This is a genomic window from Nonomuraea glycinis (genome assembly GCF_014646515.1).
GTDB lineage: Bacteria > Actinomycetota > Actinomycetes > Streptosporangiales > Streptosporangiaceae > Nonomuraea > Nonomuraea glycinis.
Map to the genome: position 1 here is coordinate 597,644 of NZ_BMNK01000003.1, position 18,248 is coordinate 615,891.

The window sequence follows — 18,248 nt, forward strand, 5'->3', positions numbered from 1 at the left end:
TTCCTTTTTTAAGCTATCTCCATTTCGGGGACAGTCTCTCTACCCGGAATAGACTCCCCGGAAAGACTGTCCCCGAAATGCCCTCTTGTTCATATCCCTCCATACGGCGAAGGGTGGCAGCAATGTCCAGCGATTCATTCAGTACCGATAATGAGCATCAAACGGTCGTTCCCACACCTCAGCAATGGGCACGGTATGAAGAGGAGGTGCGCAGGATGCTTGCGAAGCTCGATGAGGACGCACTTGTGCGTAGGGATGTTTCGGTCCCAGGCACTCTTAGTGGTGAGACGAGACAAGTCGATGTGCTGATAATGGGATCTCTATCTGGCCAAGACATAAGTATAGCGGTTGAGTGTAAACACTATAAGCGCAAGCTTGGCATTGGGATAGTGGATGAATTCGCGGGCAAGCTCCAGGACTTAAATGTCGAGCGGGGTTTGCTATTCGCACTTAACGGCTTTACGCAACCGGCACAGAACCGCGCGGCAGGAGCAAGGGTACCGAAGATTGTCTTGAGCAGCCTTGCCTCATACGACCATACTCCTGCAGATCTCGATTCTCTGTTTACGGGTTTGGGAGATTGCCCACACCCCAACTGCTACACGGGGGACATTGGATGGTACGTCTGGATAGCCACCATAGAGGATAGCGAACCCGACACTCTGGAATTTGGCACCTGCGATATCTGTGGGACACAGGCGCTCCGCTGTTCGGAGTGCGAGGATATAGTCGATTTTTCTTGGAGCGAGAGTTCCTGTGGATGCGAAACCGATTACAGCCTTATCGAAGACCGTAAAGGAATTGATGTGAAGGAGATCGAAAGACGCATAGATGGAACAATCGTCACGTTCAATCCTGACTTCTCCCGGGGCGTGACCTACCGCACGCGTAGTGATTGACCTGGCCACCCGCCACAGGCAAGGCGTGCATTATACGAACGCTCGACATTGTCGAGTTCATAGCGTGCGGCCTCCGTGATGCCGCCATATGCTCCATGTTCGGGATTGCCCTACGCCGTGCCCGTTCCTCATCTATGGAATTAATCGCAGTCGGATGGTTCGTGGACGAAGAGTTCCACGTGATCACTGCGTAGCACCTTTCGATGCTTGCGTGCTCCAGGGAAGATTTCGAAGACGGGCACGCCCTCGGGCATGCCGCCGAATTCACGCAGTTCTGCTGGTGTGGCGAGGTCTCGCCGTTCGTCTGGTGTAGGCATGCGGGCAACCACGCGAGCTCCGGGCGGCACGGGGTACGCCTCCCGTGTCGGCTCAACAGCCACCATCGACCCCCGCTTGCGGACTGTGGTGATCCGCCCCTCGGCCCGTAGGTACGCCAGCGCTTCGCGAACGGTGTCGCGGCCCACCTCGTACATCTGCGCCAGTTGGGCCTCTGAAGGCAACCACGCTCCTGGCCGGTAGCGGCCGGCGGTGATGTCGTCGCGGATCGCATTGGCGACCTGCCGATACACCGGCACCCCAGAGCTGTAGTCGATCACAGCACACAAGTCTCACGCGGCTATGTTGCCATGAGCCTTGTGGCTATGAGGCCCTAGAGTTAACGTGGGCAAACGTCAGCCTGCAAGGATTTTTGACTGACTTCCCTGCCCAACGCAACACGGGGAGATCAATCCCGCATGACTTCCATACTCGGTGTCTCGCCTCACGACCTGCGTGGCGCGTTCAGACGCTTCTACGTGTGGCGCAACCAGCTCGGCGTCTGGCGGGCAAGGCCGCTGCCCAAACTGGCCGCCGACGAGATCGCCTATGGCGTCAAGCCGCAGCTCGAAGCCGACACGCTTCTAGAGCTCGCCTTCGCCTGCGCATGGCAGCGATGCCGCCGCAACGTCTTCCGCTACCTGCAGGAGTACGCCACAGAAGGGCCGAGTAACCGTGTCGGCTCCTGATGCGCCCGAACCGTACTGGGAACCTTACCTACGTCCTCGGGGAGACCACATTCGGATCAAGGAGACATCGTGCTGCGGAGTGTATGAGTGGGCGAGCCAGGGCGGCCAGTTCTTCGTTCTCCGTGCTGTGTATCCCGAGGGCTACGAGGAGGCCGGTCGGGGATGCTACAAGCACGCGCGTGAGGTCTGGGTGATGCTCATCGCCGGCTTCGAGAAGAGACACAGATGCAAAGACCCGGACGATGTCATCGCCGAAGCCTGGTGGCGTAGCCGCACACGGCTGGCCAGGAGGAGGCCAAGGCCTAAACGGTCGCGTACATCTGCCGGAGGCGCTGCTCCAGGGGATGCATAGACCGTCCACCGCCCCTCATGGTCCGCGCTCAGAAACCTCGACTGAGACTTGGTGGCCGGCTCGACGCCGCTCACCCTCGTGGCTCCATCGAAGGGAAGACTCCAGAAAAGGCGTGGAGCCGCGATACTTCGCAGGTCTTGGCCTGTCCGCCCTACCCTAGAGACGATATGCCTCGGCGAGGGAGCGCGATGAGCAAGGCGAAGGATGGCCCCACCTACGTTCGGATAGCCGAAGATATCCGCCGTCGCATTCGCGAAGGAGATCCGCCCGCCGGCGGAATGCTGCCCTCCGAGGCCGAGCTTGCTCGTACGTACAGTGTAGCGAGAGGAACCGTTCGTCAAGCTGTCGCCGAGCTGGAGCGCACGGGACTAGTGCTCAGCGAGGCAGGCCGGGGGCGCAGGGTGGTGGGAGACGGCCTGCCAGGCGCCGACCGCACCGCCTCGGCCCAGTACGAAACGATCGCCAAGGCTCTACGCAAACGCATCGAGAGCGGCGAGCTCGCGCCCGGCCAGCAACTACCGGGCGAAGCCGCGGCCGCGGATGAGTACGGCGTCTCGAAGGGGACTGTCCGGCAGGCGTTCCAACTGCTCGCCTCTGAACAGCTGATTGCCGCCGTCCATGGCAAAGGGTGGTTCGTCGGTGGGCCCGATCATGCGCGTACGCGTGCTGACGACGTGGCCGCCGTCCTACGGCAGGAAATAGCCGGCGGGAGGTTCGCCGTTGGTGCTGTGCTTCCCGGAGAGAATGTACTGGCCCAAGAGCGAGGTGTTGGTCGTATCACCGTCAGGAGGGCGTTCGCGCTGCTAGAAGCAGAAGGGATAGTCGAGAAGCGGGCCGGAAGAGGCCGCGTGGTCAAGACGCAACCAAAGGGCTCCTAGTGACCGTGTTCCAGTCAGCCGCAGTCCCGTTCACCTCTCAGGAAGCACGGGCGACCCTCCAAGAGGCTTGCAAGGTCGCTGGCCTCGCGAGCGAAGACGCGCGGCTGATCCGCCTCGGCGAGAATGCTCTCTTCGTCCTGGAGGCCGAACGGGTCGTCGTGCGCATCGCGCGGAGCCTGGACGTGCTTGACGATGCTCGCAAAGAGGTGGCCGTGTCCGCATGGCTTCATGAGGCGGGACTGCCGGCGGCGCGAACGACCCATCACCCCCAACCTCTCGTTGTCAGGGACAGGCCCGTCACGCTGTGGCACTTCATCGACAACGGCGGTGATGCCGCGACTTTGACTGATCTGGCCGAGGTTCTGCGGGCTCTCCATCAGTTGCCGGTTCCTGAAGCCCTGGCGCTGCCACAGCTCGACATCCTTGGGCGCGTCTCCGAACGCATCTCCTCGGCCAATGGTCTCTCGGACGAGGAACGCCACTTCCTGCTGAGGAAGTACCATCAGCTCCGGACAGCCTATGGGGCTCTGCATTTCCCTCTCGATGCCTGCGCCGTACATGGTGACGCTCACTCTGACAACCTCATCAAGGCCACTGACGGCACCATCGTGCTGATCGACTTGGAGCGGTTCGCCTTCGGCCCTCCTGAGACCGATCTCGCTGTCACAGCCCTTGAACACTCTCTGGGTTGGGGCACCCGTGCCGAATATGACCAGTTCGCGGAGCGCTACGGCTTCGATGTCCTGGCGTGGGAGGGCTATCCCGTGCTCAGAGACATTAACGAGTTGAAGATGACGACATGGCTGATGCAGAACGTCAACGAAGATGAGGCCATCGCTCGCGAGTTCCGTAATCGCCTTTTCTGCCTGCAGAATCCGGACGCGCCTCGCCAGTGGCAGGCTTTCTAACCGCCGAGGGAAGGATATTTCTCGGCGATGAGAGTGTTGAGCGCCCTGACCGAATCTTCGCCGCCGAAGCTCGCGAGGTCGGCTTTCAGATCTCGAACGTAACGGAGATAACGCGCGGACTTGAGGGGGCCGGCAAGGTTGACGGCTTCCAGCGCAACCAAGGCGGCCTTCGCAGGCTGCCCCATGTGGACGTAGCTGGCCGCCTGCACGAGGCGGTCGAAGGCGAGCGTCCTCACGTACATCGGGTCACAGAGATCGACGGCCTGACCGACGAATTCCATGGCTTGTGAAGGGATTCTGAGGTCGCGATAGCAGTGCGCACCTTCGCTGGCCAGTTCCGCGGCGTCGAAGTAACGTGACCACGGAGGGTCATCCTCCACATTACGCTTGTTGAAGTACTTCTCGGCCTGGAGCAACGCGCGTGCGCACTGCGCCTCATCACCGTTACCTGCGTGAGCCCGCGCTTCCATGGCGTGGAACAAGGCCATGGGCGTGGCGCTGGAGACGTCCTTGCACCCTTCCTGGGCTGCCCGTGCAAGCTGAATCGCCTGGTCGTAGCGGCCGAGGTAGTTAGCTTGATGGCTCATATCGGCGAGTAGCAGACCGCCCATCATGCGGTCACCCGACGCCTGTGCGAGGCGTAGCCCCTGGAGGAAATACCGCTGAGCGAGCCCATGTCTGCCCAGGTCGTAAGCCGTCCAGGCGACCAGCTCGGTGATTTCCGCAGCCGCCGCGTACAACGATCGTCCAACCGGCTCGGTGAACTTTCCGTTCAGCATCGGGACGACTTCGCGGTTGTAATACTGAATGAGCGCAGAACGCGCGTGACCGCCGCCGAACTGAAACCCCATGTTGGCGAAGATCTCGGTTGTCGCCCGGATCGCGTGGACGTCCCACACACCCACAGATGGCCGGGCATTCTCCCTGGCTTGATGCGGCTCAGGCCGCGACAGCAGCCATGCGATCAGAGCCTCACTCCAGGCGTCCGGCACGATCACGGACTCCAGAGCCACAGGATCATCAGCGAGGTCTCGCCGGGTAAGACCCAGCAGCAGGCTTCCGACATCGGATATCCCACCGCCGTGGGCGAGGGTGGCTTCAAGCGTCTCCGGAGTGACGACGCTGCCCAAACCTATGTCGTCCAACGAGAACGTCATGCCGGCCTTCTGAGACAGGGCCTCGGCGATGAACCGTGCTGTCGCCGAGCGAGGCTTCACGCCATCAAGCCAACGCTTGACGTCCACATGGGTGCAACTCAGGCTTATGCCGTCATTTTGGGCAATTTGCCGTACTCGCGAAGCAAGTCCCGAATTTGAGCAATCCGCACGCCGCATAGCCTGCGCGAGCGCAACATTGGGCATTCGAGACACGTTCACCTCCATATATCCGCGCCTTCGCATCATGGCGCGGACAAGGCTTCCGTGGCTCGAACTCCACAAGTTTGGTCTGGATGTTTCTCCTGGCCGAGGGCCAAATCACCCCCCAAAAGCACCCCCTGTGCATTCAGTCACGGGGGTGATCACAGTGTTGCCGCAGCGCGCGGCGAGGAATCCTTGAGTCAGCAGGAACGAGCGAGGCGAGGCCCGCAGGAACCCAAAGCGATCGGTGCCTGTGACTTGACTCTCAGTGACTGTACATGTTCTATGTCTTATAGAACCTGCTCGCAGGTTCTCGAACCGAAAGGGATCAACATGCTTGTCCGTCCGCGAAAGGTGCTCCCGACCGTCCTCATGATCTGCGCTGCCCTCTACGCCCTGAAGGACCCCGAGGGCGCGGCAACCATCGTCAAGGCGGCGGCGCACCTGGTCATGAGCGCGTCCGAGTCGTTCGCGCGGTTCGTCCAGACCGTCAGCAACTGACCGCAGGAAGAGAGACCCACCAGTGGCACACAACACCAACCGACCGATCCACCCGGCACGCATGTCGCTCGCCGACGTCGAAGCGATTTGGCGCGTGGACGGCGAAACTCCGCTTCCCGAATGCACCTACGACCCCGAGCTGCACACCGGCCCTCGGCTCACGATCGAGAGCACCGAGGAGCGCGCCGCCCGCGAGGCCGTCGCCCGCGAGGTCTGCGCCACCTGCCCGGCCCTGCTGGTCTGCGAGCTCTACGCGCTGGAGACGCGCCCGACCTCGGGCATCTGGGCCGGCCGGACGCCCGCGGAGGTAGCCGAGCAGGCCGCCGAGCTAGAAGACCTGGAGGTGGCCTGATGACAAGCCGCATCCGCGCCCGCTTCTGGGACCCGACCGGCGACCGGTACAGCATCCCCACCTACCCGTGGAAGATGGCCCCGCCGCACCTGCGCACCCTCCGCCAGCTCACCGCCGAAGGGCTGCGCCCTGGCGGCCAGGGCGTACAGGCCCAAGTGCTGTGGTGCTCCCGCCGCTACGGTGCGCCCGGCGTTCGTACCGCCTACCTGTACGACGTCCGGTTCGCCCTGCCCAAGCGCACCGCGACCCCACGCCAGCGCGCCGCCTTGTCGAAGGCGAACGCGGCCCGCCGTACCTGTCCGGAGTGCCTGACGGACGTCGGGTACGTGCTGCCGCGCCACCTCGGCACCTGCCTCGACTGCGCGGAGGAGGTAGCCGCATGAACGCCTGCACCACCGCACCCCGCCCCCTCACCGAGGGAGAGCGGACAGCCGTAGCCATCACAGCCGCCGTTACCGGCGCGCTCGGCCTGATCGGCTTCCTCAACAGCTTCGAGCGCGTCGCGCACGCCGCCGGCCCTTCGTTCGGTTGGTTCGCCTGGACGGTCCCGCTCGGCATCGACCTGGGCATCGCCGTGTTCTCGGCACTCGATATCGTGCTGGCCCGCCTCGGCATGAGGGTGAGCTGGCTCCGGTTCATCCCGTGGGCACTGACCGGCGCGACGGTCTACCTCAACGTGGCCGCCTACCTCAGCGCACCAGGACCTACCGACTGGTTCGCGGTCGTCGCCCACGCGCTACTCCCGCTGCTGTGGGTCATCGCCATCGAGGTCGGTGCCCACGTCATCCGCAAGCGCGCCGACCTGGCCAAGCTCGATCACATGGACGGGATCCGCCGCTCACGCTGGCTGCTCGCCCCGATGGCGACTGTCACGCTCTGGCGCCGCATGGTGCTCTGGGAGATCTGCAGCTACCCCGAGGCCCTCGGCCGCGAGCGCGAACGCATCCTGGCCAAGACAGAGCTGCAGGATCGGTACGGCCTGCTCTGGCGCTGGAAGGCCACCCGCCGTGAGCGAGCCCTGTACTACCTCGGCGAGCTAACGCCCAAGAACATCCCGATCAAGGCGGAAGCCGTACGTGTCGATCCGGAGAACGTCCCCCCGGCCCTGCCACCCGCGCCGCGTAAGCGCTCTACCTCCAACCGCACCCGGACCAAGAAGTCCCTGCCGCCGACGCCGAACGTGGGTGACCTCGTCCCCCTCGGACGACGCGTCGCCGCTGATCTCAAGGCACAAGGAGAGCCCCTGACCCGTGACCGCCTTCGAGACGCCATTCGCCGCCAAGGACAAAGCATCTCGACCGACCGTGCCGGGGCGCTCCTGTCGCGCCTGAAGGTTGAGAGCTCCGCGAAACAGACGACTCCCGTACGCAAAGACGAGGCCGCCTGATGACCCTGACCATCACGGACACGCACATAACCGCGGACGACTGTCCGAACGTGGCAGAACTTCGAGGGCGCCGCTGGATCGTCACCGGCTACCCCGGACGGACCTTCGACCGCAACCAGGCCATCACCGCCATGCTGCTGGCCGGACTACTGGCTCAGCGCCCGTTCTCGGAAGACCGTACCGAACTGCTCGCCGCCACCTGGCGCGCCGAACTCGGCATCACCGAAGCGGACGGACCGCACACCCCGACCGCCACCGAAGAACCCGCTGACCGACCGGACGAGCAGCGGTCGGACCGCGCATCGTCCTTGACCGTCACATGGGGCGCGGCCTCATCCGCCAAGACAACGACCGCGCCCCAGGACCCCGCGACCAGCAAGTCAAACGAGGTGCACACATCATGACCCACCAGCAGGACAACCCCAACCACGAGGACGACAAGGACCCGGATCGGTCCGCCGCCCCGGACCACGAGAACGGCAAGGACGCCGACATCGTCCACCTGGACACCGCCCGCGCGGGACGTCAGCCACAGAGTCCCGCCGACCGGTCCGAGCCGGACACCGAGGACAGCCCTGCGAACACGGATGGACCGGTTCTGGAAGGCGCGGTCGTCCGCGTCGACCAACCCAGTCCGACCGCAGCGGACTGGCGGACCGCGCTGGAGGCGAAGGCGCGCAGCCGACAGCCAATCGTCCCGCTGTGGCTGCGCTCCCGGGCGGAGGCCATCGAGACCGTCAGGTGGATCAGCCTCCACTACCTGCACGTGGCCGGATACCAAGTCTCCCGCGTGCCGTTGTACGGCGGACGATTGACCGCACGCGCCCCGCGAGGATTCCTGCGCCTGGTTGGCGGCGTCATCAAATGGACCTTCGACCTGGAGGGCGAACCGGTACGACTGGCCGCCGTCCAGAAGGCCGACCCCGAGGCGTACCTGAAACTCAGCAGGCAGCGAGACACTCGCGTACGGCTACGCACCCTGGTCTCCATCACCGCCCTCGTCACGCTGCTGATCGCAGGCTTCATCGTGGCTGACCAGACGAACCCCGTGCAGTGGATGACGCTCGCGATCGCCATCGCCACGCTCGGCATCCTCGGCAAGCCCGCCGACCGACCGCTGATCAACCGCGCGGTCGTACCGTCCACGGTGGAGAAGCTCACCAGCGACATCGTCATCCGCTCCCTGACCGTGCTCGGCATCGCCGGCATCAACCAGGCCATCGCCAAGAACCCCAAGGACGCCATCCGGTTCGTCGCCCCGATCACCCGCGACGGCCCCGGCTGGCGCGCCGACATCGACCTGCCGTACGGCGTGACCGTGGCCGACGTGATGGACAAGCGCGACCGCATGGCCTCGGCGCTACGCCGCCCGCTGGGCTGCATCTGGCCCGAGGGTGACTCGACCATCCACGAGGGACGGCTGATCCTGTGGGTGGGAGACAAGGACCTGTCCAAGACGGTCGTCAAGTCCCCGCTGCTCAAGGCCAGCTCTCACGACCTCTTCAAGGGCATCCCGTTTGGCTGCGACCCACGAGGCCGCGCCGTCGCCGTACCGGTCGTAGAGCAGAACATCCTGATCGGCTCACAGCCCGGCCAGGGCAAGACCGCCTCAGTGCGGGTGCTGGCCTCCGGCGCGGCCCTCGACCCGAGCGCCGAACTGTGGATCCACGAACTCAAAGGCACCGGCGACCTCGACCCGCACGAGCAGAACTGCCACCGCTACGTCTCCGGCATCGAGGACGAGGCCATCGGCTACGCCGCCGACTCTCTGATGCTCCTCCGCAAGGAGGTGATGCGCCGCGCCGCCGCCCTCAAAGCCCTGCCGCCGGACCTGTGCCCGGACAAGAAGGTCACCCGGCAGATCGCCGACAAACGCTCACTCGGCCTGCATCCGCTGGTCGCCATCTTCGACGAATGCCAGAACCTGTTCGCCCACGCCGAGTACGGCGACAAGGCGGGCGAGGACGCCGAGTTCATCATCAAGCTCGGCCGCGCCCTCGGCGTAATCCTGGTGCTGGCCACCCAGCGCCCAGACAAGGACAGCCTGCCCACCGGCATCAGCGCGAACGTCACCATCCGGTTCTGCCTACGAGTCGCCGGCCAACTCGAAAACGACATGATCCTCGGCACCTCCGCCTACAAGAACGGCATCCGCGCCACGGTGTTCCAGCCCAAGGTGGACGCCGGTATCGGCTACCTGCTCGGCGCAACCCCGATGCCCAAGGTGGTGCGCACCGCTTACCTGGACACGCCCGCCACGCAACGCATCGCCGACCGCGCCCACGCGCTACGGGCCAGCACGGGAGCCCTGAGCGGGCACGCCCTCGGCGAGACGCCCGAGCAGCACGCGCCCACCTTCGATCTGCTCGCCGACATCCTCGCCGTGGTCCCGCCGTCCGAGGCCAAGGTATGGAACGAGGCGGTCGTGGATCGCCTCGCCGAGCTGCGGCCCGACATCTACGGCCCGTGGGCGCGCCTGGAGGGCGGCGCGAAGACGGCCCAGCTCACGACCGCGCTCAAGCCGTACGGCATCAAGACCATGCAGGTCTGGGGCACACCCGAGAGCGGCGGCAAGGGCGCGAACCGCATCGGCGTAGCCCGAGACGACATCACCACCGCCATCACACACCGTGATCGCGGCAGAGGCTCCAGCGCCGCTTCCTAAGGCCCCGATCGCCTCTAGACCTAGAGGCAGACCCCTCTAGGTCTAGAGGCCCACCTAGAGCCCAAAACGGCACTCGACCTGCGCTCTAGAACCTAGACCCTGACCTGCGGAAACCCTAAAAACGGCCCTGGAGGCCCCACATGGCCACTGTCCTCACTCTTCTAGCAGTCTGCCTACCGTCAATCACTCTCAGTTACATCATCATCTGCCTGGCGTGGCCCTGGGGCCGCTGCATCCGATGCCGCCCCGGCGGCAAGAACCGCACCTGCCGCGCCTGCGACGGCACCGGCATGCGGCCCCGCCTCGGCTGGCAGCTCTACGTCTACGCCCGCCGCCTGTACCGGGACGGCACCCACTAACCCAGACCCAAGGAAGGAAGCCCGCCATGTCCGGCGAGACCACCATCACGATCATCGGCAACCTGACCAACGACCCCGAACTCCGCTTCACCCAGACCGGTACGGCCGTCGCCACCTTCACCATCGCCTCAAGCCCACGCACCTACAACAAGCAGCTTGAGCAGTGGGAGGACGGCGAAGCCCTGTTCATGCGCTGCTCGGCCTGGCGCGACCTCGGCGAGCACATCTGCGAGTCCCTCACCCGAGGCACCCGCGTCATCGCCTCCGGACAACTCCGGATGCGCACCTACGAGACCGACGAGGGCGAACACCGCACCGTCTTCGAGATGACCGTGGACGAGATCGGCCCGTCCCTCCGCTTCGCCACCGCCAAGCCCACTAGAGCGGCCCGCAAGACCCCTACCAGCCAGAACGGCAACGCGCCCGACACATGGGCCGCCACCGCTCCAACGGGTGACAAGCCGCCGTTCTAGCCCCGCCGACGCAGCACCGGGATACGGCCTCGGCGACCAGCCGCCAAGCACAACCGCCGAGGCCACCCACCCCGATCACGAGGAAAGGCACTGCCAGCATGGCATCGACCAGCACCCGTTCCCACCGCTACACCCGAACGATCACACCGCGCCCACACCGGGAGTACCTCAACCACCTCGGCCGAGGTCGGCTCACGCTCAACGCGCGCTCCGTCACCCCATTGGACGCTCCTATCCACGTCCCTGCCGAGGGCTACCGCCTCCGGTTCCTTGAGGTCAAGGAGGCGTCCAATGGGGTGGCCTGACCTGACGCGCGCCGCCCTACAGGCCGCCGTCCGTGGCTGGTACGTCTTCCCGCTCACCCCACGCGGCAAGAAGCCGTTGCGTGGCTTCACCGACTGGGAGCAGCACGCCACCACCGACGCCGATCGCATCGCCGCTTTCTGGCCACACCAGCCGTACAACATCGGCATCGCCTGCGGCCCGTCCCGGCTGGTCGTGATCGACCTCGACCAGCCCAAGCCCGGCGAGCGCCCGCCCGCCGGCCTCGCCCAGCATCACCCGCAGAACGGAGAGCACGTCTTCCGCCTGCTGTGCGCTGAGCACGGTCAGCCGTACCCCGATGACACTCTCACCGTCCGCACCCGGCGCGGTGGCACACATCTCTACTTCACCCCGCCTGAGGGTCTACGGCTACGCAACAGCGCGGGTCACAAGGGCGGGCTCGGCTGGCTGATCGACACCCGCGCCTGCGGTGGCTACGTCGTCGGCCCTGGGAGCCACGTCGCCCAGCCGGACGGCACCGGCCCTTACGAGATCACGCGCGACCTACCAGCCGCACCGCTCCCGGCCTGGCTCGCCGAGGCGCTCACACCCGCCGCGCCGCCCTCGCTAAGCGCCGCCGATCTGCTGGCCTGCCTGCCCAGCCACCGCCTGAACCGGTACGGCGAGGCCGCGCTACGCGGCGAGATCGAACGCGTGGCCACCGCCCAACGCGGCACCCGCAACCACACGCTCAACACCGCCGCCTTCAACCTCGGCCAACTCGTCACACGCGGCGTGCTGCCCGCCGAAGTGGTCATCACCGCTCTCCAGTCCGCCGCCGAGAACGCGAACGCCGAAGGCGACCCGAACCCGCCCCGCGAGATCGCCGCCGTCATCGCCTCCGGCTTGTCCGCAGGCATGAAAGCCCAGCCACGCCGTAGCAGGGCCGCATGAACACCCCACAAGGAGCACCAGCCATGAACGACCACACACCCAACGGCGCCGCCCTGCTCGACCGACTACGCGCCGCGCTCACCCGCTACGTCATCCTGCCGAGCCCCGAGGCCGCCGACGCCGTCACCCTCTGGATCGCCGCCACCCACGCCCAACCCGCATGGGCACACGCTCCCCGGCTGGTCATCCGAGGCCCGGAGAAGCGCTGCGGCAAGTCCCGACTCCTGGACGTGGTGGAGGCCACCTGCCACGAGCCGTTCATCACCGTCAACTCATCCAGCGCCGCCGTCTACCGCTCCATCACCGAAGACCCACCGACCATGCTCGTGGACGAGGCCGACACCATCTTCGGCCCCAAGGCAGACGGCAACGAGGACCTCCGCGGCTTGCTCAACGCCGGACACCAGCGCAACCGCCCGGCCAAGCGATACGACGCCGCGACCAACCGCGTCGAAAGCATCCCAACCTTCGCCATGGCCGCACTCGCCGGCATCGGTGCCATGCCCGACACCATCGAAGACCGCGCCGTCGTCATCCACATGCGCCGCCGCGCCCCCGGCGAAAACGCCGCCCCCTACCGGCACCGCCGAGACCGGCCCGCCCTGCGCGACCTCGCCGCCGACTTGAACCTGTGGCTCCGCGCTGACCTGCCCACCTTGGAAGCAGCAGAACCCAGCATGCCGGTAGAAGACCGCGCGGCCGACACCTGGGAACCCCTCGTCATCGTTGCGGACCACGCGGGAGAGAGCTGGCCGGATCGCGCCCGCGCCGCCACGTTGACACTCACCACCGAGGCCGACGACAAGGGCCAGACCTCGGCCAGCGTACGACTACTGTCCGGCTGCCGCACCGCGTTCGGCCCCGACACCGCACTACCTACCGCTGTCTTGCTGGAACGGCTCAAGAGCGACCCCGAGAGCGAATGGGCCGACCACGGCACGGCCGGACTGACCGCGATGAAACTCGGCACGATGCTGCGCGAGTACGACATCCGCTCAGCCAACATCCGCTTCCCCAACGGCCAGCAGGCCAAGGGCTACCAGCGCGCGGACTTCGCCGACTCCTGGACGCGCTACTGCCCCGCCCTCGGCCCCATCCCAGAGGCCGATGTCGTACCGATCGACAGGGAGGTCCGTCCCAGCCGTCCCAGCCTCGTCACCGCAGGTCAAAGCGGGACGGCTCCCATCGCCGGGACGGCATGACCCGTCCCACCAAAACAAGCCGTCCCAGGCTTGACCTGCGGAAATGACCCTGGGACGGCTGGGACGGCTCACCCCTCAACAACCACCCGCGAGCACCCTCGGCGACCAGCCGCCAAGCACAACCGCCGAGGCATCACCCAGCACCGATCACGATGCCCGAAAGGCAACCACCACCATGACAACGCGCCCCAAGACCCTGCTCACCATCGCCGAGGTCCTCGACGAGATCGACGTCCCGAAATCCACCTTCTACCGCTGGCTGCACACCGGCCGCGGCCCAAGGTCCCTGAAACTCCCCAACGGCAAGCGCAAGGTCCGCCGCTGCGACCTGGATGCCTGGCTCACCACCTTCGAGCAGACCGCAGCCTAGGAAGGGGCGACATGCAGACCCACGACGTCGTGATCTGGAGCATCCGTAACCGCAAGGACCGCGCCAAGCCATACCAGCTCCGATGGAAGGTCGGCGCAGAGCCGAAGTCCAAGACGTTCCTGACCAAGGCACTTGCCGATCACTTCCGCGCCGATCTCCTGAAGGCCGCGAAGAAGGGTGAACCGTTCGACACGGTCACCGGCCTGCCCGCCTCCATGACGAAGACAGAGAAGGCCGCCCTGAGCTGGTACGGCTTCTGTCGCAAGTACGTGAAGATGCGCTGGAAGGGCGCTGCCGCCAAGACCCGCGAGAGCATCGTGGACAGTCTCACGGTCGCCACGTTCGGCATGCTGACTGACAAGGCTTCCGGCCTCACGAAGAAAGAGATCAGGACCGCGATGCAGTGGGCCCTCATCCCGCGCCAGGCAGACGAATCGGCACCGCCACATCTCGACTACGCGGTTCACCTGCTCGAAAAGGGCACCATAGACGTGAGCGACCTCGCGGACCCCATCGTGGTGCGCCAAGTGTGCGAGGAACTCACACTCACGCGCGACGGCAAGCGCGCGGCAGCCGATACAACGGCCCGCCGACGCCGTGGCCTCAACACCGCGCTTGAGTACGCGATCGACCTCGGCGAGCTGGCCGAGAACCCGCTCAAGCGCGTCAAGCAAAAGAGGGTGGCCAGGGACAACACCGTGGACCGGCGATGCGTGGTCAACCCAGTCCAAGCCCGCGAACTGCTTGTGGCCCTCTCCTATGTCGGCAGTTGGCATCGCGGGCGAGGCCGCCGCCTCGTGGCGTTCTTCGCCACGCTCTACTTCGCCGGCCTCCGCCCGGCCGAGGCGATCGGGCTCCGAGGAACCGACTGCGCTCTTCCGGAGGAAGGATGGGGATTGCTCACTCTCGAAATCACCCGCCCGAGCAGCGGCAAGCAGTGGACCGACAACGGGACCGTCCACGACCGACGCGGGCTCAAGCAACGAGAGGAACGAGAAGTCCGGCCCGTGCCCATCCCGCCGGAACTGGTGACCATCCTGCGGACGCACCTCGAAGAGTTCGGCACGGCCCCGGATGGCCGGTTGTTCCGGAACGAACGCGGTGGCGTCCTTGGCGCATCCACCTACTCACGGGCCTGGGAAGAAGCCCGCCGCTTGGTCTTGACCCCGCAGCAGGTCGCTTCACCTCTCGCTGGAAAGCCCTACGACCTGCGCCATGCCGCCCTGTCCACATGGCTCAATGCAGGCGTCGACGCGACGGTGGTAGCGGAGCGCGCCGGCAATAGCGTGGAGGTCCTCCTCAAGCGGTACGCCAAGTGCCTCGACGGGCGAGACTGTCAGATTAATCGCCGAATCGAGGCCGCCCTCGAAGCTGATCAATTCAAGCGGTAGAAGCCTGACCATGCCTCAAGCGGTAACGGGGAGAATAGGGCGGAACCTCCATACGCGTCTGGAGGCCGGCTGATGAGCACCCATTCGCAAACGGAAGGCAGCCACACCGTCGAGCAGTCTTCATCCTGGTCAAGCTGCAGGTGCTGGCTGATGGTGTCTGCGCTTATGCTGCAGCGTTGCTGTGCAGCACCGCCGCAAGTGACCGGCCCCCTCATTCTGTGGCAAGGGGAGCCGTACCCCCAGCGCCGCCAGACCCGAGGAACGAAGCCACGTGGCAGCCTGACCTTCCGCTTTTCATGCAGAGCAATCACCCTGCTCGGCTGCCCACCTCCGACGACCTGCGTGCGTCGAGACAGTCGCTGGCCGCACTGCGGCTCTTCGGCCGGCCGCGGCCAGCACCGCCTGCGCTACAGGCCGCCCGATGGGGCAGGAGTGGGAAGCATCGGCAGTGCCTGTATCGGTTAACGAACCTCGCTTGCTTTTGAGATGCGCGTGCTCGCGCATTGGGCATCATGAAAAACCACCCGATCGAGTCAGCGCATCAAGGACCTCAGCCGGACAAGTATTCTAGGACGGCAGCAGTAGCGATGTTCATCATCTGTCGCGATCGTACAGGACCCACCCACTTCGCCTGTTGGAAGTCGCTCTCGGAAGCTGTCAGAATTTTCCCGACAGTGTCGAATCCAAGCTGCTTAAGAACTCCCCTAGAAAAAGCAGTCATATCCAATTGATCAACGGAACGATGCAGTTGGGACTTAAGGAATTCCCGCCCCTCTTCATCCATTTCTTCAACGTCGAGGCGAGCGATGTCCTCATAGAGATCATGATTAGCACCGAATTCCATCATCCGTTTTATCGAAATAGATTTGCGCAGCCACGCAGTGGCGGACACGGGCTCCGGCTCTGCACCCGTTCTGGTGCCAATATTCAGCATGTACCGAGTTCCGACTAGCCCACGTGTAGCTACGAGGCCGCTGCCCGCCTCATGAAGAATGCCACTGTAACAGAGAAGCCGAAGTGCCTCTTTGACCGCGACTGGCGCGTCTCGGTGGACCCAAAGGAACACGCGCCTGTCGGGTTCCTCGCTTTGCCGCTGCCTAGTACGCAGCGACGGGATTACGTGAGTCTGCAGGAACTCCCTTCCCCAGTCGATCACAGCACGATGACCTACATAGCGATCAGCTAGCGCAGAGTGTTCGCTCCAAATAGTTTCACGATAGTACTCCCGCATGACGCGCTGTGCGTTACTAGTATTCAGAGGCGAGGCTGCGGACACTGTCTTGAGAAGGGTTCGAGGATTGCCACTTGCGGCAAACGCTAGCGCATCAAAAACTTCCCCGTTTTTCTTGACCTGAGGGAGAAGGCTTGGATCTTGGCGAAGCACTATCTCACGCATAGCGTTGAGATATTCCGGGTCCAGAATATCTCGATTGACGCTGATCATCTCCGCGTCATGGCTCAACTGGAAGGAATCACCGAAGTATGTAACACCAGGATAGACCGCTGCCTTGACTGAAAGATAGGGACTACGAAGATCCCGCATCAGCGTGAAGAATTGCCGCTGTTGCTCCGGAATGAAGACATGCGCGGCCTCATCTACAAGAAGGACAACCCTTCTTACCTTGGCCTGCAGGCATAGATCCTCTACCGCGTCCTTGATTACCTCCGGATCGATTCCAGAGTCAAACTTAGATGATACGCCCTCATTCTTCCAGGCATCCTCCAGATCGCGCTCCAGCTCTTGAAGGCGAATCTGCGCTGCCTCGTCAGTCCCATCATGTGACAACGTGGCAAAAATAGTGCTTTGTTGGCGAAGAGTCCCCTTCTTACGCGCCTCGCGAATCACCCTGTTGCATACCTTTGCCAACATCCAATGTTTGAATCGCTCCGGATTGGAAGTTTGAAGCAATCCAGCTTTGTTGAAGGTCACATAGACAGCAAGGATTCGCGAATCCGAAAAAGATTCGTCTAGTTCTTTTTGGGCTACCTTGAGAAGGAAGGATTTACCAACACCTCTCGCGCCTTGCAGGACCACCGTTTTCTTGCTCTTCAGCTTGTCGATCGTCTGACGATCCATGCTAGTTTCTACGAAATAGTCACCGACTTCTTGCAGGGTGAGGTCTTCTGTTCGGAAGTTAAGCTCGCTCACGTCTTCGACCTTTCTGTCTCAAGAGGTAGACCCAGGAGTGTTCGAATTGAAGCTAGGTGCGAAAGATTATCTTCAAGCGAGGCCTCAACGGCTTGCTTTTGAAGTGTGCTTAAGTCCTTATAGTATCTAACTGTAAGACAGTGGATTATTGAACCGAGGATAAGCGTCGCAATCGATAGCCACTCCTCCATCAACGCCTTTTTAAAAGAGATATCTGGAGGGAGCATTTGCGAGGTAGCGACGTTGCCGTGAATATACTCTGAACATCTCCGGTATGAACTTTTTAGATCTGCAACCATGCCCCCTTGCTCGGGAATTGCCTCCGGGCAGAACTCTCGCAAAAAGGCGGTGGAATATATGCCATCCTCGCTTGAAGTTATTGCAGTCCAACTTATATCGAGCTTTCCGCTGACCCATTGGCGTCGTTTAAACTCTAGGGAACTTAGATAGGTTGCACCTGTCGTCACTTCAAGAAATGACCTTAGGCTCGCGAATGCTTGGCGGTAGAGACCGCTCATGGCGGCGTAGAATGCAAGCCCAAAATCTTGATGAGCTGATCGCAACTGCTGTGCTTCTGGCCGCTCGCTTAGAACGTCCAGCCACGCGGCAAGGTCGGCTTCTAGATGCAGCACCTTGTTTATCTCGGGATCCAGCGACTCTGCCGCCTGTTGGATATGTTGCATACAGGCCTTATGGAGCTTGAGCATGCTCGCTTGAACGCCGTGAGCATTTACAACGTCTTCTTTCATCATAATGAATAAAGTTAGCACTGCTTGGGCAAT

At 63.6% G+C, this 18,248-nt stretch carries 20 protein-coding genes; 16 read left to right on the top strand and 4 right to left on the bottom strand.

The window, feature by feature from the left end; all coding sequences use genetic code 11:
• Positions 1-215: 215 nt before the first annotated feature.
• Positions 216-899 carry a restriction endonuclease gene (locus IEY87_RS12290; RefSeq protein WP_189138680.1) on the top strand — a complete coding sequence of 228 codons (684 nt, stop codon included), beginning with the start codon at positions 216-218 and terminating at the stop codon, positions 897-899.
• 140 nt (positions 900-1,039) lie between these two features.
• On the opposite strand, the gene IEY87_RS12295 is transcribed toward IEY87_RS12290, so the two are convergent.
• Positions 1,040-1,495: a GntR family transcriptional regulator gene (locus tag IEY87_RS12295; protein WP_189138681.1), complete on the bottom strand. Its 456-nt coding sequence runs from the start codon at positions 1,493-1,495 to the stop codon at positions 1,040-1,042.
• Positions 1,496-1,633: 138 nt separating this feature from the next.
• Between IEY87_RS12295 and IEY87_RS12300 the strand changes: the two genes are divergently transcribed.
• From IEY87_RS12300 to IEY87_RS12310, 3 genes are all read left to right on the top strand, one after another.
• Positions 1,634-1,903 (top strand): hypothetical protein, encoded by a 270-nt coding sequence (locus IEY87_RS12300; protein ID WP_189138682.1) that lies wholly within the window; start codon positions 1,634-1,636, stop codon positions 1,901-1,903.
• A 540-nt stretch (positions 1,904-2,443) separates the two neighbouring features.
• A complete protein-coding gene (locus IEY87_RS12305; RefSeq protein WP_189138683.1) occupies positions 2,444-3,133 on the top strand; it encodes a GntR family transcriptional regulator in 690 nt (229 codons plus the stop codon).
• On the top strand, positions 3,133-4,041 hold the full coding sequence (locus IEY87_RS12310; protein WP_189138684.1) for a phosphotransferase family protein: 909 nt from the start codon (positions 3,133-3,135) through the stop codon (positions 4,039-4,041). Before IEY87_RS12305 ends, IEY87_RS12310 begins: the two co-directional genes overlap by 1 nt.
• Here the strand turns inward: IEY87_RS12310 and IEY87_RS12315 are convergent.
• Complete coding sequence (locus IEY87_RS12315) at positions 4,038-5,423, bottom strand: NsdA family TPR-like regulatory protein (RefSeq protein WP_189138685.1); 1,386 nt, start codon at positions 5,421-5,423, stop codon at positions 4,038-4,040. The two genes, IEY87_RS12310 and IEY87_RS12315, sit on opposite strands and share 4 nt — an antisense overlap.
• 309 nt (positions 5,424-5,732) lie before the next feature.
• Here IEY87_RS12315 and IEY87_RS12320 point away from each other — a divergent pair, with 309 nt between their 5' ends.
• The 12 genes from IEY87_RS12320 (at position 5,733) to IEY87_RS12375 (ending at position 15,317) form a co-directional block, all read left to right on the top strand.
• Complete coding sequence (locus tag IEY87_RS12320) at positions 5,733-5,900, top strand: hypothetical protein (protein ID WP_189138686.1); 168 nt, start codon at positions 5,733-5,735, stop codon at positions 5,898-5,900.
• A gap of 61 nt (positions 5,901-5,961) precedes the next feature.
• Positions 5,962-6,252 carry a WhiB family transcriptional regulator gene (locus IEY87_RS12325; protein WP_189138687.1) on the top strand — a complete coding sequence of 97 codons (291 nt, stop codon included), beginning with the start codon at positions 5,962-5,964 and terminating at the stop codon, positions 6,250-6,252.
• A complete protein-coding gene (locus IEY87_RS12330; protein ID WP_189138688.1) occupies positions 6,252-6,635 on the top strand; it encodes an RRQRL motif-containing zinc-binding protein in 384 nt (127 codons plus the stop codon). The genes IEY87_RS12325 and IEY87_RS12330 overlap by 1 nt, the downstream gene beginning before the upstream one ends.
• Complete coding sequence (locus IEY87_RS12335; RefSeq protein ID WP_189138689.1) at positions 6,632-7,639, top strand: DUF2637 domain-containing protein; 1,008 nt, start codon at positions 6,632-6,634, stop codon at positions 7,637-7,639. Before IEY87_RS12330 ends, IEY87_RS12335 begins: the two co-directional genes overlap by 4 nt.
• On the top strand, positions 7,639-8,043 hold the full coding sequence (locus tag IEY87_RS12340; protein WP_189138690.1) for a hypothetical protein: 405 nt from the start codon (positions 7,639-7,641) through the stop codon (positions 8,041-8,043). The genes IEY87_RS12335 and IEY87_RS12340 overlap by 1 nt, the downstream gene beginning before the upstream one ends.
• The gene (locus IEY87_RS12345; RefSeq protein ID WP_189138691.1) at positions 8,040-10,304 is read left to right on the top strand and encodes a cell division protein FtsK; all 2,265 of its coding nucleotides are present in this window, start codon (positions 8,040-8,042) and stop codon (positions 10,302-10,304) included. The genes IEY87_RS12340 and IEY87_RS12345 overlap by 4 nt, the downstream gene beginning before the upstream one ends.
• Positions 10,305-10,444: 140 nt before the next feature.
• A complete protein-coding gene (locus tag IEY87_RS12350; protein WP_189138692.1) occupies positions 10,445-10,663 on the top strand; it encodes a hypothetical protein in 219 nt (72 codons plus the stop codon).
• A 26-nt stretch (positions 10,664-10,689) separates the two neighbouring features.
• Entirely contained in the window at positions 10,690-11,136 is a 447-nt protein-coding gene (locus tag IEY87_RS12355) for a single-stranded DNA-binding protein (protein WP_189138693.1), read from the top strand.
• A gap of 291 nt (positions 11,137-11,427) precedes the next feature.
• On the top strand, positions 11,428-12,354 hold the full coding sequence (locus IEY87_RS12360) for a bifunctional DNA primase/polymerase (protein ID WP_189138694.1): 927 nt from the start codon (positions 11,428-11,430) through the stop codon (positions 12,352-12,354).
• Positions 12,355-12,377: 23 nt separating this feature from the next.
• Complete coding sequence (locus IEY87_RS12365) at positions 12,378-13,556, top strand: DUF3631 domain-containing protein (RefSeq protein WP_189138695.1); 1,179 nt, start codon at positions 12,378-12,380, stop codon at positions 13,554-13,556.
• Between the two features lie 175 nt (positions 13,557-13,731).
• Positions 13,732-13,926, top strand: a complete 195-nt coding sequence (locus IEY87_RS12370) for a helix-turn-helix transcriptional regulator (protein WP_189138696.1) — start codon at positions 13,732-13,734, stop codon at positions 13,924-13,926.
• An 11-nt stretch (positions 13,927-13,937) separates the two neighbouring features.
• Positions 13,938-15,317: a tyrosine-type recombinase/integrase gene (locus tag IEY87_RS12375; RefSeq protein ID WP_189138697.1), complete on the top strand. Its 1,380-nt coding sequence runs from the start codon at positions 13,938-13,940 to the stop codon at positions 15,315-15,317.
• A gap of 550 nt (positions 15,318-15,867) precedes the next feature.
• Here IEY87_RS12375 and IEY87_RS12380 read toward each other — a convergent pair.
• Positions 15,868-17,466 (bottom strand): ORC-CDC6 family AAA ATPase, encoded by a 1,599-nt coding sequence (locus tag IEY87_RS12380; protein ID WP_189138698.1) that lies wholly within the window; start codon positions 17,464-17,466, stop codon positions 15,868-15,870.
• Positions 17,463-18,218, bottom strand: coding sequence for a hypothetical protein (locus tag IEY87_RS12385; protein ID WP_189138699.1), 756 nt, complete (start codon positions 18,216-18,218; stop codon positions 17,463-17,465). Before IEY87_RS12385 ends, IEY87_RS12380 begins: the two co-directional genes overlap by 4 nt.
• Positions 18,219-18,248 lie beyond the last annotated feature (30 nt).